Below are 13,296 nucleotides of genomic sequence, written 5' to 3' on the forward strand. Positions count from 1 at the left end.
GAGTTTCGATGCCGCTGACCCCGGCCGACGTCCACAACGTCGCCTTCAAAAAGCCGCCGATCGGCAAGCGGGGGTATGACGAGGAGGAGGTCGACGCCTTCCTGGACGAGGTCGAGCGCGAGCTCGCCCGTCTCATCGAGGAAAACAACGAGCTGCGCGCCCAGGTGGAGCGCGGCGGCCGCGGCGGTGCCCCCGCGGGCCCCGGCGGCGACGCCCGACTGGCGGCGGAGCTCAACGACGTCAAGGCCCAACTGGACCGCGTGCAGCGCGACAAGTCGGCGGCCGAGCAGGCTGCCCGCGCGATGCAGGCCGAGCTGGAGCAGGTCCGCGCGACCGGCGGCCCGGCCGGCGGCGTCACCGGTGACGGTGAGCAGCAGGCCCTGCGCGTGCTGATGATGGCCCAGCGCACCGCCGACGACCACGTGTCCGACGCTCGCCGCGAGGCCGACCAGCTGCTGTCCGAGGCTCGCGGCAAGGCCGAGGAGGTGACCCGGGAGGCGCGCGCGAAGGCTGACGCCCTCGAGCGGGACGCCCGCCAGCGGCACCAGGAGGCCATGGGCGGCCTGGACGCCAAGCGCACGGCGCTGCAGAAGCACATCGAGGAGCTCAAGCAGTTCGAGCGCGAGTACCGCACCCGGCTCAAGGCGTACCTGGAGAGCCAGCTGCGTGACCTCGACGGTCGTGGCCAGGGCCTCGAGGCCGAGATGACCCGCTCCGAAGCCGGCCGGGTCGCTGGCGGCAACGGGCTGGCCGCAGCGGGCCTCGCTGGTTCATACGGCGGCGGCGGGCGCTCCGGCGCCCTCGAAGCCGGACGCTGAGCACCGGCCGGCGATCGCTGTCCGCCAATGGTGACGGTCGCCGGCCCTGCCTGGACGGTTCGACGCGGCGGGGGTGAGCCGTGATAGTCGCAAGTCTTCTGCTCATCCTCGTCGCGGTGGTGCTGCTGGTGCTCGGCCTGGCCGGTGGCTCCAGCTTCTTGTTGGTCATCTCCATCGCGGCCAGTCTGCTGGCCGCCGTGGCGTTGGTGGTGGGCGCCCGCCAGGCAGCCGCCAATCGCGCCATGGCGGATCCCGGCCGGCCCGACCGGCGACACCCCGACGCACCCCGCACGGCCAGCCAGGCCACGCCGGGTGTCGCGTACGGGCCGCCGCTGGTCGAGCCGGAGGTGCCGGTCCAGCACGTGCCCACGACGTTTGGTACCGGCGGCACCGGGTGGCGGCAACCACCCGTGCCGCCGGTCGACCATGCGCCGCCGGTCGACTCGGGTGACGATGACGTGTCGCCGCGCGTCGACGAGGCGTCGCCGTACAACAAGGGGTCGTCGTTCGCGACTGCGGCGGACGAGGCGCCTTCGCGGGCCCGGCCGGTCAGCCCGGCGTCGCCGGTCGCGGCGTCGACCGACGACGTGTTCGACCCTGCGGTTTCGGCGGTCGACGAGCCGGCTGTCCAGCAGATCACGGCCGCCGAGGCGGCCCGGGTGGCGCGACTGCTCGACGCCGTCGAGGTCGTCGACGGCCGCCCGCGCTACCACCTCGACAGCTGTCCCCACCTGGTTGGCTGGCAGCCCGAGACGCTGCCGGTCGCCGAGGCCGTGGAGCTCGGCTTCACTCCGTGCGCGCACTGCGCGCCGGCGACCGCTCTCCTCGCCGACGCCCGGCCGATCTGAAGCGGCGCCGGTGCCCGCGCAGGACACGCTCACCGTGGCGGTACGGGTGAAGCCTGGTGCCTCCCGGGGCCGGGTGGGTGGCCGCTTCGACGGCCCGCACGGGCCCGCCCTCGTGATCGCGGTCCACGAGCCGGCCGTCGACGGTCGCGCCACCGAGGCGGCCCGCCGGGCGTTGGCCGGCGCGTTGGGCGTCCGACCGGCCGCGGTGTCACTGCGTACCGGCGCGGCCAGCCGGGACAAGCTCTTCCTCGTCGATCGGCCCGGCCCGGAGATGCCCGGGGTGCTGCGCCGCCTGCGCGACGGATCCGCCGAGTGAGGACAGCCCAGGCAAGGCAGCCGTGACGCCCGGGTTGGATATCGCGCTGCTGCTCGGTGCGGCCGTGCTGCTGGTCGCCGTCGGCGCGGTGCGGCTCTCCACCCGGCTCGGCGTGCCCAGCCTCCTGGTCTACCTGGCGTTGGGCGTGGCGATCGGCGAGGGCGGGTTGGGCATCCGTTTCGACGATGTCGAGCTGACCCGGACCCTCGGCTTCTGCGCGCTGATCGTGATCATCGCGGAGGGCGGCCTCACCGCCCGGTGGAGCACGCTGCGCCCGGTGCTCGGGTTGGCCTCCGCGCTCTCCACGGTCGGCGTGATCGTCAGCATCGTGGTGGTCGGCGTCGCCGTGCACCTGCTGCTGGGGCTGGACTGGCGGTTGGCGCTGCTCTACGGCGCGGTGCTCTCGTCCACTGACGCGGCGGCCGTCTTCGCCACCCTGCGCCGGCTGCGGTTGCCGCCCCGGCTGGTGGCGACACTGGAGGCCGAGTCGGGGATGAACGACGCCCCGGTGGTGCTGCTGGTGGTGCTGCTGTCGCACCAGGGCTTTGCGCACCCGTGGTGGTACGAGCTCGCGCTTGTCTGCTACGAACTGGGCGTCGGTGCGGCGGTGGGCGTGGCCGCGGGCGTTGCCGGCACCTGGGCGCTGCGCCGGGCGGCGCTGCCCTCGGCCGGGCTCTACCCGATCGCGGCGGTGGGCATCACGGTGCTGGCGTACGCCGCCGGGGCGGTTCTGCACGCCTCGGGGTTCCTCGCCGTCTACGTGGCCGGGGTGCTGCTGGGCAATGCCCGGCTGTCGCACCGGCAGGCGATTCTCGGCTTCGCGGACGGGCTGGCCTGGCTCGCCCAGATCGGGTTGTTCGTCCTGCTCGGGTTGCTGGTCTCGCCGGGACGGCTGGACGCGGCGGTGCTACCCGCGGTGGTCGCCGGGCTGGCCCTGGTGCTGCTGGCCCGGCCGCTGTCGGTGGCCGTCACGGCGTTGCCGTTCCGGGTCGGCCTTCGAGAACAGGCGTTCCTGTCCTGGGCCGGGTTGCGCGGGGCGGTGCCGATCGTGCTGGCCACCATTCCGCTCTCCGAGCGGGTGCCCGGCGCGGAGCGGCTCTTCGACGTGGTCTTCGTGCTGGTGGTGATCTTCACGCTGGTGCAGACCGGGACGCTGGGGCCGTTCGCCCGCCGGTTGGGGGTGACCGCGCCGGCTGAGGCCGCCGAGATCCACGTGGAGACCGCGCCGCTGGAGCGGATGCGGGCGGACCTGCTCCAGGTGGAGGTGCCGCCGGGCTCGCGACTGGCGGGCGTGCACGTGGACGAGCTGCGGCTCCCGCTGGGCGCCTCGGTGACCCTGGTGCTGCGTGACGGCGTGGGCTTCGTGCCCGCACCGGACACCCGGTTGAAGACCGGCGACAGTCTGCTGATCGTGGCGACCGCCGGGGTACGGGACGCTGCGGAACGGCGGTTGCGGGCGGTCAGTCGGCGGGGTCGTCTGGCCCGATGGTTTGGTGAGTACGGGGATGAGGCGGTCGATTGATCTGCTAGCGTTCCCTTTGCCCCAGTTAGGCAGGGCTAGGGGCTGTTAGACGGTGCGACGGTGCGGCACGTTGTCGGACGCCTGTACGTTCCGTATTCTTGCCAATCTCCGGAGTGCGCGGCCATCGTCGCCGCGCGCCCCTTTTCGTACATAGGGGACGCCTGGTTGGCGCCCCCTGACCCAGGCGCCGCGGACCGCGCGGTTCCCCGGCCGAGGGAGCGACCCATGGCGAAGCCATCCGACACCAGGACCGCCGGGCGCAAGCCGGCGGCCAAGCCGGTGGCCAAGGCCACCCGCAGCACTGCGGAGACCGAGAAGATCCGGGCGGCACTGGCGGCGCGTCGGGACGAGCTTCGTGCCGAGTACGATCAGACGCTGAGTGAGATCACCGAGCTGCAGCGCGATCGGCTGACCGACTCGGCCGGGGACGACCAGGCCGACACGGGCACCAAGACGCTCGAGCGGGAGCAGGAGATCTCTCTCGCCAACAGCATTCTGGAACGGATCACGCAGGTGGAGCGCGCTCTGGAGCGCCTCGACGAGGGTGGTTACGGCTGGTGCGAGCGGTGCGGCAACCCGATCCCGGTCGAGCGCCTCGCCGCCTTCCCGTCGGCCACCCAGTGTGTGACGTGCAAGCAGCTGGAGGAGCGGCGCTGAGGTCCGTTCCCCGGCGGCGATGAGACGGTGAGCGATCACCGCCAAGACTGTCGATGGGGAGCGCATGACCGCAGTACCGTCCGCCGAACCCGGCCGCACCGACCCGGGTGGCGGCACACGCCGACCCCGGGCCGTCGCGATTCTCGCCGGGGTCGCCCTGGTGGCCCTGCTGGCCGACCTGGTCACCAAGCACCTCGCGCTGGCCGCGCTGACCGACCGGGAGCCGGTCCGGCTGCTCGGCGGGTTCGTCTACCTGAGCCTGACCCGCAACAGCGGCGCGGCCTGGAGCATCGGCGCGGACCACACCTGGGTCTTCCCGCTGATCACCATCGGGGTGGTCGGCTGGATCGTCTGGATGGCTCTGCGTCTGCGCTCGCTGCCCTGGGCGATCTCCCTCGGCCTGGTGCTGGGCGGCGCGTTGGGCAACCTCGTCGACCGGATCTTCCGGGCGCCGTCCCCCTTCCACGGGCACGTGGTCGACATGATCAGCCTCTTCGACCCGTACGGTCAGGTGTGGCCGGTGTTCAACCTGGCCGACAGTTCACTGGTCTGTGGCGTGCTGCTGGCCGTCCTGTTGGAGCTGACCGGCCGCCAGCGTGACGGGCGGCGGGCGGGACGCGACGGCGACCCGGCCACGACGGACGCCAAGCCGGGCGCCGAGCAGAGGGAGCGGGCATGACCTCCGCGTTCGCCGCTGGCGGCGACCACCGTTCCCTTCCGGTCCCGGACGGCCTCGACGGCATGCGCCTCGACCAGGCGGTCTCCCGCCTGTTCGGGCTCTCGCGCACCGCCGCCGCAGCCCTGGTCGACGCCGGAGACGCGCTTGTCGACGGCTCCGCCCGACCCAACTCGCACAAGGTGAAGGCCGGCTCCTGGCTGGACGTCACGCTGCCCGCCCCGGTCGCACCGCCGACAGTGGTGCCACAGGCGGTGCCCGGCCTGCGGGTGGTCTACGCCGACGACGACATCGTCGTGGTCGACAAGCCGGTGGGGGTGGCCGCGCACCCCAGCCCCGGGTGGACCGGGCCGACGGTGATCGGCGCGCTCGCCGCGATCGGGCACCGCATCTCCACCAGCGGCGCCGCCGAGCGGCAGGGCGTGGTGCACCGGCTCGACGTGGGCACCACCGGGATCATGGTGGTGGCCAAGAGCGAGCAGGCGTACACGGCGTTGAAGCGGGCCTTCAAGTACCGCGAGGTCGACAAGGGCTACCACGCGGTGGTGCAGGGTCACCTGGACCCGCTGCGCGGCACCGTCGACGCGCCGATCGACAGGCACCCCACCCACGACTACCGGTGGGCGGTCGTCTCCGGCGGCAAGCCGAGCATCACCCACTACGACACCCTTGAGGCGTTCCCGGCGGCGAGCCTGGTCGACGTCCGGCTGGAGACCGGCCGGACCCACCAGATCCGGGTGCACTTCTCCACCCTGCGGCACCCCTGTGTGGGTGACCTCACCTACGGCGCCGATCCCACCCTCTCGGCCCGTCTCGGCCTGGCCCGACAGTGGCTGCACGCCCGCGAACTGAGCTTCTTGCACCCCCGAACGGGGGACGAGGTCCGGTTCGTCAGCGACTACCCTGACGATCTGGACCGTGCGCTCCAGATCCTGCGTGACTGAGCGGCGACCACCCGACACCGTTCCACAGAGGGGATCCCGCCCGTGCGCGCCGGCAACCTGCTGCGGCAGCTGGACCAGCGGCTGCTGCCGCCGCTGACCCGGGCGGTGGCCCGGCTGGGTGACCGGTCGGCGCGGTCCGGCGTGCTCAGCTGGGCGGCCGTGCTCTCCGCGGCGGCGGTGCTGGGCACCGCGGTCTGGGCCGTCGACGACACTCCGGTCGGCGACCGGACGGTCGGCGAGGTGACCCGGGTCGGCGTTGCCGACGGCGACTCCGTCCCCGGCTACCTGCTGTCGGCCGCGGCCGACCTGGCCGCGCTGCCCGCGTCCGCCCCGGCCGCCGAGGGCGGGACGTACGCGCTGGTCACGCTCGAGGCGTACCTGCCGCCGCAGCGGCTGGCGACGGTGCTCGGCGACGTCGGGGTCTCGACCGTCTTCGGGCGGGTTCCGCTGCCCGGCCGACAGACCGAGATCGTCAAGATCCCCGCGCTGCGGGTGCCCGACGACGTGGTCGCCGGGATGGAACAGGTGGCGGCCCGCAAGGAGACCGAGGCCGCCGACTACCGGGCCAGGGCCGCCGCGGTCGACGGCGACGGGGCGGGCGAGCGGGAGCTGCGGGAGCAGTACGCCAGCGGCGCCGAGGTGGCCGCCGCCGAGGCCGCCGCGTACCGCACCGGCTGCGCCTGCGTCTACGCGGCGGTGGTACGCGCGACCCCGGTGGCGCTGCGCGGCGTCGCGGCCCGGCCGGATGTGCGGGCGGTCGACCCCGCCCCCGAGGTGTACCGGCTGGACCGCACGGTCTTCACGCCACCCCTGCCCGAACAGCGCGACGTGGTGCGCCCGCCGGCCGACACCGGGCCGAGCGCCGCACCGACCGAGTCCGAGCGGCCGGTGCCGGTGATCAGCGCACCGGTGCCCTCCGCTTCCGTGGGCGAATCGTCGGAACCCGCACCAGTCGTGACGATTCCGTCACCCGAACCGTCGAAGCCGGTGCCCACCGAGTCGGCGCCGTCGAGCGTCACCACCTCGCCGAACGCCACCGTCGCCGAGCCGTCGTCGTCGCCGTCGCCGTCGTGATCTGCGCCGGCTGGTGTGCGCTCTGAGGTGTGGTCCGAATAGGGTTGGGTTCGTAGCCTGTCAGACGGAGATCGATGGCGCTGGGAGGGCGGGCCGTGGAGGGCAGTGAGACCGGCTGGGGCCGGCCGGCCGAACCAGCGCCGCGGTGGCGCGCGTTGTTGGACCGTGCCCGGCTGGGCGGTCGCGGCGCGGAGCAGACCGAGCCGGAGCGGCACGCCGACGAGCCGCCGCCGGACCCGCTGCCACGGCGTGCGGCCCCCAACGGCTACGCCGGGCGGGCGCCCGCCATTGGGCATCCGGCCGACCTGTCGTACGGCGCGGAGCCCGGTTACCGGGCCGAGGCGACCTACCGGGTCGACCCCGCGTACCGGGCTGAGCCCGCGTACCGGGCCGAGCCGGACTATCGGGCCGAGCCGGCGTACCGGACCGAGCCGAGTTACCGGGCCGAGCCGGACTATCGATCGGAGCCGGCGTACCGGACCGAGCAGCCGGACTACCGTGCCGAGCCGGACTACCGCGCCGAGCCCAGCTACCGGGCCGAGCCGGAATACCGGGGCGAGCCCGGCTACCGCGCCGAGCCGGACTACCGCGCCACGCCCGGCTACCGGGCCGAGCCGGACTACCGGGCCGAGCCGACGTACCGGGCCGAGCCCGAGTCGCCGCCCCGCGGCCCCGACCCGGTCCCGTCGCGCTACGCCTTGCTGGACAACGGCTACCGGCCCGGCGACCCACCGGTGGAGTCGCGGTACGCCCTGTTGGAGACCGGCTACCAGCCGGAGACCGGCTACCCTGCGGTCCCGTCACCGCCCCCGCCGGTCGCGCCGCCGCCGGCCATCCCGCCGGTCGCCCCGCCACCCGCGCCACCGGTCGCCCCGCCGGTTCCGCCGCCACCCGCCCCGACGGTCGGCTCGGCGGTCGCCGAGCGTGCCTACCCGACCCGGATCGAGTGGCGCCCACCGGCCGTCGACCAGGAGCAGGAGCGCGCCAACGGGGTGCTCCAACGGGACCTGGGCACGCCCCGGGTGTTCGCCTTCGCCAACCCCAAGGGCGGGGTGCACAAGACGACCGCCACCGTGCTCGCCGCGGCGACGGTCGGCAGCGTCCGCGGCAAGGGCGTGCTGGCCTGGGACGACAACGAGCTGCGTGGCACCCTCGGCCTGCGTGCCGGCAGCGCCCGGCACGCCCGGACGATCCGGCACCTGATCAGCGACCTGGCCCAGATCGAGATCCTGGAGGGCGCGACCCTGCTGGACCGGCTGGACGACTACCTGCGGCACGCCTCCGACGGCTCGTACGACGTGCTGGCCGGCGAGGAGAGCCCGCGGTTCGCCCAGCGACTGGACCAGTTCACCGTCCGACGTGTGCTGGAGTTGCTGCGGCGCACCCACGACGTGGTCTGTGTGGACACCGGCAACAACGTGGAGAGCCCCAACTGGCGCACGGTGATGCAGGCCGCCGACCAGTTGGTGGTGACCACAGTGCCCCGGGAGGACGCGGCGTTCAGCGCGGACTGGATGCTCGACCTGCTGCACGAGGAGGGCATGGGGGAGTTGGCGGACAACGCGATCACCCTCATCTCCTGCCCGACCCCGGGTCGCTCGACGCTCCAGGACGACCTGGAGCGGCACTTCGCCACCCGTACCCGTGGTGTGGCAGTCGTGCCGTACGACCCGGCTCTGGAGACCGGGTCGTCGATCGAGTACCACCAGCTCCAGCCGGAGACCCGGCAGGCGTGGCTGCGGGCCGCGGCGATGATGGTGGAGCCGTTCGCCCGGTGAGCTGGTCTGCCGCCACCGGAGCCCCAGCCTCGCACCGGGCCTGAGAGGATCATCGGGTGAGCCCGGACAACCCCGACCCTGAGCGGCCCGTCGACGAGCCCGACCAACCCGCGCCACCCCGCACGCCGGACGCGAAACCGCTGGAGGCCGACCCGTCGGCCGAGGCGGCGTCGGGCGGGTTCGGCCCGGGTCAGTTGCCGGCCTCGGGGGCGTACCAGAGCTCGCTGGAGCTTCGGTTCGACGAGCCGCGCCGTCCGCTGCGTGCCGTGGCGACGGTGCTGGGCGCCGTGCTCGCGCTGGCCGCGCTTGGTGTCCCGCTCGGGCTGCTCTGGGCCGCGCTCGCGCCGGACACTCCGGTGCTCAAGACCGCCGAGGGGGCCATCTACGCCGAGCCGCAGCCGGAGCAGCCGATCGCCGCCGACGGCTGGTTCAGCCTTCTCGGGCTGGCCTTCGGGCTGATCGTGGCGCTCGCCCTGTGGTTCGTCCTGCGTCGGCGGCGCGGCCCGGTCGGGCTGCTCGCCGCGGTGCTCGGCACGCTGGTCGCCGCGCCGGTGGCCTGGCAGGTGGGCCGGCGGATCGGCCTGGCCACCTTCGACCGGTTGCTGGCCACCGCCCCGGCCGGGCAGGCCTTCAGCAAACCCGCCGACCTGCGCGCCGGTGGGGTGGACTGGCTGCTCGGCGTGCTGCCGGTGCCGCACGGCAACCTGCTGTTGCCGGCGTTCGGGGCCGCGGTCATGTACACCCTGCTGGCCGGCTGGTCGCGGTGGCCGGGGCTACGCCCGGAGCCCGAGCCGGGGGAGTTCAGTTGGGTGTCGGCGGGGACGCCAGCTCCGACAGCGGCACCGGAACCGCCCGCACCTGACGCAGCAGAGCCGCCTCGCGGTTGAGCAACCGCAGCTCGGCGCGGAGCCGGGAGGCGGTGTCGTCGATCGCCAGCAACCGTTGCCGGTCGTCGACGGTGAGCGCCGCGGTTGCCGCCACCAGGTGCGAGAGCACCGTCGGGTCCTCCGGCAGCTGCTCGGAGATCTCCTCCGGGTCGGAACGGATCAGGCCGAGGTACTGCCGGAACACCGCGATCACCCGGGCGGCCAGCAGATCGGCCACCTCGTCCGGGCCGCCCGGGTCGGGCAGCCACTCGACGTCGGCGGTCAGGTAGGGCTCGGCGCTGTCGTCGACCTCGGCGATCCGGAAACGACGGCGGCCGACAGTGACGATGTCGAAACCACCATCGGCCAGCTCGGTCACCTGGCGCAGCTCGGCGGTGCAGCCCACCTCGTGCAGGGTGACCTCGCCGACGCTCGGCGTCGCCCGGCCGCCGGGACCGGCGGGCGCGACCTCCCAGCCGGCCTGGATGGCCACCACGCCGAACTCACGCGGGGCGCCCTCGGGCAGGTCGACAAGGTGTCGGACCAGCGCCCGGTAGCGCTCCTCGAAGATGTGCAGCGGCAGCACCAACCCGGGAAAGAGCACCGTTGCGAGCGGGAACACCGGCAGCCGTGCGGTCACATGGTCGAGCCTAACCAATCTCGCCCCCGGGGGCGTGGCCCGGCTCACCGTCCCGGCGGGCGGGCGGCTCGGGTGGCCGTCGGGCCGGCCGCCTAGACTCGCAAGGGTGCTGAATCGGATCGACCTGCGCGACGGTCTCGGTGACCCTCGCCGCCTGCTGCCCCGTGCCCAGCTCGACGTGTCCGTCGCCGTCGAGCGGATCCGGCCCCTGGTGGAGGCGGTCCGTGAGCATGGGTACCCGGCGATCCGGGAGGCCAGCGAACGGTTCGACGGCATCTCCCCGGAGGTGCTGCGGGTGCCGGTCGAGGCGATCACCGAGGCGGAGGGGGTGCTCGACCCGGCGGTGCGTGCCGCGCTGCTGGAGTCCATCGCCCGGGCCCGTCGGGTGCACGCCGACCAGCGGCGCACCGACCACACCACCCAGGTGGTGCCCGGCGGCACCGTCACCGAGCGGTGGCTGCCGGTCGACCGGGTCGGCCTCTACGTGCCCGGTGGCCTGGCGATGTACCCGTCGACAGTGGTGATGAACGTGGTGCCCGCCCAGGCGGCCGGGGTGCGCTCGTTGGTGGTGGTCAGCCCGCCGCAGAAGGACAACGGCGGCCTGCCCGACCCCCGGGTGCTCGCCGCGTGCGCGCTGCTCGGCGTGGACGAGGTGTACGCCGTGGGCGGGGCCCAGGCGGTGGCGATGCTGGCGTACGGCGCGGCGGTGGACCCGGCGGGTGAGCTGCGGTGCGACCCCGTCGACCTGATCACCGGCCCCGGCAACATCTGGGTGACCGCCGCCAAGCGGCTGCTGCGGGGCGTGGTCGGCATCGACGCCGAGGCCGGGCCGACCGAGATCGCCATCCTGGCCGACGACACCGCGGACCCGGCGCACGTGGCCGCCGACCTGATCAGTCAGGCCGAGCACGACCCGCTCGCCGCGAGCGTGCTGGTCACCCCGTCGGTGGCGTTGGTCGAGGCGGTCGAGGCCGAGTTGGCCCGGCAGGTGCCGGCGACCAAGCACACCGAGCGGGTCACCACGGCGCTGACCGGTGAGCAGAGCGGCGTGGTCCTGGTCGACGACCTTGAGGCGGGGCTGCGGGTGGTCGACGCGTACGCGGCCGAGCACCTGGAGATCCAGACGGTCGACGCCCGGGAGTGGGCGCTGCGGGTCCGCAACGCCGGGGCGATCTTCGTGGGTGCCTGGTCGCCGGTGTCGCTCGGCGACTACTGCGCCGGGTCCAACCACGTGCTGCCCACCGGCGGTTGTTCCCGGCACTCCTCCGGCCTGTCCGTGCAGTCCTTCCTGCGCGGCGTGCACCTCATCGAGTACACCGAGGCGGCGCTGCGCGACGTGGCCCCGCACGTGGTCACCCTGGCCAACGTGGAGGACCTGCCCGCGCACGGCCAGGCGGTCCAGGCCCGTTTCCCCGGAGGAGGACCGGCGTGACCAGCCTGGATGATCTGCCGATCCGTGCCGACCTGCGAGGGCTGTCGCCGTACGGGGCGCCGCAACTGGACGTGCCGGTGCGGCTCAACACCAACGAGAACTCCCACCCGGTGCCGGAGCCGGTGGTCGAGGCGATCGGCAAGGCGCTTGCGGCCGAGCTGCGCGAGCTGAACCGCTACCCGGACCGGGACGCGGTGGCGCTCCGCGCCGACCTGGCCGACTATCTCGGGCACGGGCTCACCGCCGAGCAGGTGTGGGCGGCCAACGGCTCCAACGAGATCCAGCAGCAGCTGCTGCAGGCGTTCGGCGGGCCGGGGCGCAGCGCGCTCGGTTTCGTTCCGGCGTACTCGATGCACCCGCTGCTGGCCCTCGGCACCAGCACCCGGTGGGTGCCCGCCGAGCGCGGCGTGGATTTCGGGCTGACCGCCGAGGAGGCTGTCGCCCAGGTCCGCGAGCACCAGCCGGACGTGGTCTTCCTCTGCTCGCCGAACAACCCCACCGGCACGGCACTGGACCCGGCGGTGATCGCCGCGGTGCTCGACGTCGCGCCCGGCATGGTGGTCGTCGACGAGGCGTACGCCGAGTTCGCCCGGCCCGGGACGGTCAGCGCCCTCGCGGTGTTGCCCGGCCACCCGCGGCTGGTGGTCACCCGGACGATGAGCAAGGCGTTCGGCTTCGCCGGCGGCCGGCTGGGTTACCTGGCCGCCGACCCGGCGGTGGTGCGGGCGGTGCAGCTGGTCCGTTTGCCGTACCATCTCTCCGCGCTCACCCAGGCCGCCGCACGCGCGGCGGTGGCCCACCGCGATGCCCTTCTCGGTACGGTGAGCGCGATCATGGCGCAGCGGGACCGGATCGTGGCGACGCTGCGCGAGCGGGGGTTGCGGGTCGCCGACAGCGACGCCAACTTCGTGCTCTTCGAGGTGGGCGGCGACCAGACCGTCGTCTGGAACGCCCTGCTGGCGCAGGGGGTGCTGGTCCGTGACGTCGGCCTGCCCGGCTGGCTGCGGGTGACCGCTGGCACCGCCGCCGAGACCGACGCCTTCCTTTCTGCAATGGAGACCTCGCAATGAGTCGGACCGCCCGGGTGGAGCGGATCACCAAGGAGACCAAGGTCCTCGTCGAGATCGATCTCGACGGCACCGGCGCCGCCGAGATCAGCACCGGCGTCGGCTTCTACGACCACATGCTGCACCAGATCGCCCGGCACGGCGGCTTCGACCTGACCGTGCGCACCGTGGGTGACCTGGAGATCGACGCGCACCACACGATCGAGGACACCGCGCTCGCCCTGGGCGCGGCGTTCGACCAGGCGCTTGGCGACAAGGCCGGCATCCGGCGGTACGGCTCGGCGACCGTGCCGATGGACGAGGTGCTGGTCCGGGCGGCGGTGGACCTCTCCGGTCGGCCGTACGTCGTGCACGACGAGCCGGTGCTCACCCCCTACATCGGGCCGGTGTACGCGACAAGCATGACCCGGCACATCTGGGAGTCCTTCGGCCAGGCGGCCCGGGTCACGCTGCACGTCGACGTCCTGCGGGCGGCTCGGCCGGGCGGTCACCCGGATGCGCACCACGTGGTGGAGGCGCAGTTCAAGGCGGTCTCCCGCGCGTTGCGCGAGGCCACCTCGATCGATCCGCGTTCGGCCGGGGCGATCCCGAGCACGAAGGGCGCTCTCTGATGAGCGCGAGGAGTGCAGCGCAGCGGAGCCCCGCAGTCGCGAATGGA

13 protein-coding genes and 1 pseudogene are annotated in these 13,296 nt (G+C 73.7%); 13 read left to right on the forward strand and 1 reads right to left on the reverse strand.

The features are described 5' to 3' along the window. Positions 1-8 precede the first annotated feature (8 nt). The 10 genes and pseudogenes from IW248_RS01885 (at position 9) to IW248_RS01930 (ending at position 9,520) form a co-directional block, all read left to right on the forward strand. Positions 9-818 (forward strand): DivIVA domain-containing protein, encoded by an 810-nt coding sequence (locus IW248_RS01885; protein ID WP_124820047.1) that lies wholly within the window; start codon positions 9-11, stop codon positions 816-818. An 80-nt stretch (positions 819-898) separates the two neighbouring features. Next, positions 899-1,291 (forward strand): annotated as a pseudogene (locus tag IW248_RS33960) (hypothetical protein); the annotation flags it as partial. Between the two features lie 385 nt (positions 1,292-1,676). After that, positions 1,677-1,982 carry a DUF167 domain-containing protein gene (locus IW248_RS01895; protein WP_196925390.1) on the forward strand — a complete coding sequence of 102 codons (306 nt, stop codon included), beginning with the start codon at positions 1,677-1,679 and terminating at the stop codon, positions 1,980-1,982. Positions 1,983-2,004: 22 nt separating this feature from the next. Beyond that, complete coding sequence (locus IW248_RS01900) at positions 2,005-3,504, forward strand: potassium/proton antiporter (RefSeq protein WP_196925391.1); 1,500 nt, start codon at positions 2,005-2,007, stop codon at positions 3,502-3,504. A gap of 225 nt (positions 3,505-3,729) precedes the next feature. Further along, positions 3,730-4,161 carry a TraR/DksA family transcriptional regulator gene (locus IW248_RS01905; RefSeq protein ID WP_196925392.1) on the forward strand — a complete coding sequence of 144 codons (432 nt, stop codon included), beginning with the start codon at positions 3,730-3,732 and terminating at the stop codon, positions 4,159-4,161. Between the two features lie 64 nt (positions 4,162-4,225). Next, the gene (gene lspA / locus IW248_RS01910; RefSeq protein WP_124820052.1) at positions 4,226-4,840 is read left to right on the forward strand and encodes a signal peptidase II; all 615 of its coding nucleotides are present in this window, start codon (positions 4,226-4,228) and stop codon (positions 4,838-4,840) included. Next, positions 4,837-5,781, forward strand: coding sequence for an RluA family pseudouridine synthase (locus tag IW248_RS01915; protein WP_091407730.1), 945 nt, complete (start codon positions 4,837-4,839; stop codon positions 5,779-5,781). The genes lspA and IW248_RS01915 overlap by 4 nt, the downstream gene beginning before the upstream one ends. A gap of 42 nt (positions 5,782-5,823) precedes the next feature. Continuing rightward, a complete protein-coding gene (locus tag IW248_RS01920; RefSeq protein ID WP_196925393.1) occupies positions 5,824-6,855 on the forward strand; it encodes a hypothetical protein in 1,032 nt (343 codons plus the stop codon). A gap of 74 nt (positions 6,856-6,929) precedes the next feature. Then, positions 6,930-8,633, forward strand: coding sequence for a MinD/ParA family ATP-binding protein (locus tag IW248_RS01925; RefSeq protein ID WP_231396135.1), 1,704 nt, complete (start codon positions 6,930-6,932; stop codon positions 8,631-8,633). 56 nt (positions 8,634-8,689) lie between these two features. Next, the gene (locus IW248_RS01930) at positions 8,690-9,520 is read left to right on the forward strand and encodes a DUF2567 domain-containing protein (protein ID WP_196925394.1); all 831 of its coding nucleotides are present in this window, start codon (positions 8,690-8,692) and stop codon (positions 9,518-9,520) included. Here the strand turns inward: IW248_RS01930 and IW248_RS01935 are convergent. Next, the gene (locus tag IW248_RS01935; RefSeq protein WP_196925395.1) at positions 9,435-10,139 is read right to left on the reverse strand and encodes an LON peptidase substrate-binding domain-containing protein; all 705 of its coding nucleotides are present in this window, start codon (positions 10,137-10,139) and stop codon (positions 9,435-9,437) included. The genes IW248_RS01930 and IW248_RS01935 overlap by 86 nt on opposite strands. A gap of 106 nt (positions 10,140-10,245) precedes the next feature. Between IW248_RS01935 and hisD the strand changes: the two genes are divergently transcribed. From hisD to hisB, 3 genes are read left to right on the forward strand one after another with little or no spacing between them, the layout of a single operon-like run. Further along, positions 10,246-11,571 carry a histidinol dehydrogenase gene (gene hisD / locus IW248_RS01940; protein ID WP_196918893.1) on the forward strand — a complete coding sequence of 442 codons (1,326 nt, stop codon included), beginning with the start codon at positions 10,246-10,248 and terminating at the stop codon, positions 11,569-11,571. Beyond that, positions 11,568-12,641: a histidinol-phosphate transaminase gene (locus tag IW248_RS01945; RefSeq protein WP_196925396.1), complete on the forward strand. Its 1,074-nt coding sequence runs from the start codon at positions 11,568-11,570 to the stop codon at positions 12,639-12,641. The genes hisD and IW248_RS01945 overlap by 4 nt, the downstream gene beginning before the upstream one ends. Then, positions 12,638-13,249, forward strand: a complete 612-nt coding sequence (hisB, locus tag IW248_RS01950; protein WP_196925397.1) for an imidazoleglycerol-phosphate dehydratase HisB — start codon at positions 12,638-12,640, stop codon at positions 13,247-13,249. Before IW248_RS01945 ends, hisB begins: the two co-directional genes overlap by 4 nt. Positions 13,250-13,296 lie beyond the last annotated feature (47 nt).

Origin of the sequence: Micromonospora ureilytica, assembly GCF_015751765.1 — a bacterium.
Taxonomy (GTDB): Bacteria; Actinomycetota; Actinomycetes; order Mycobacteriales; family Micromonosporaceae; genus Micromonospora; species Micromonospora ureilytica.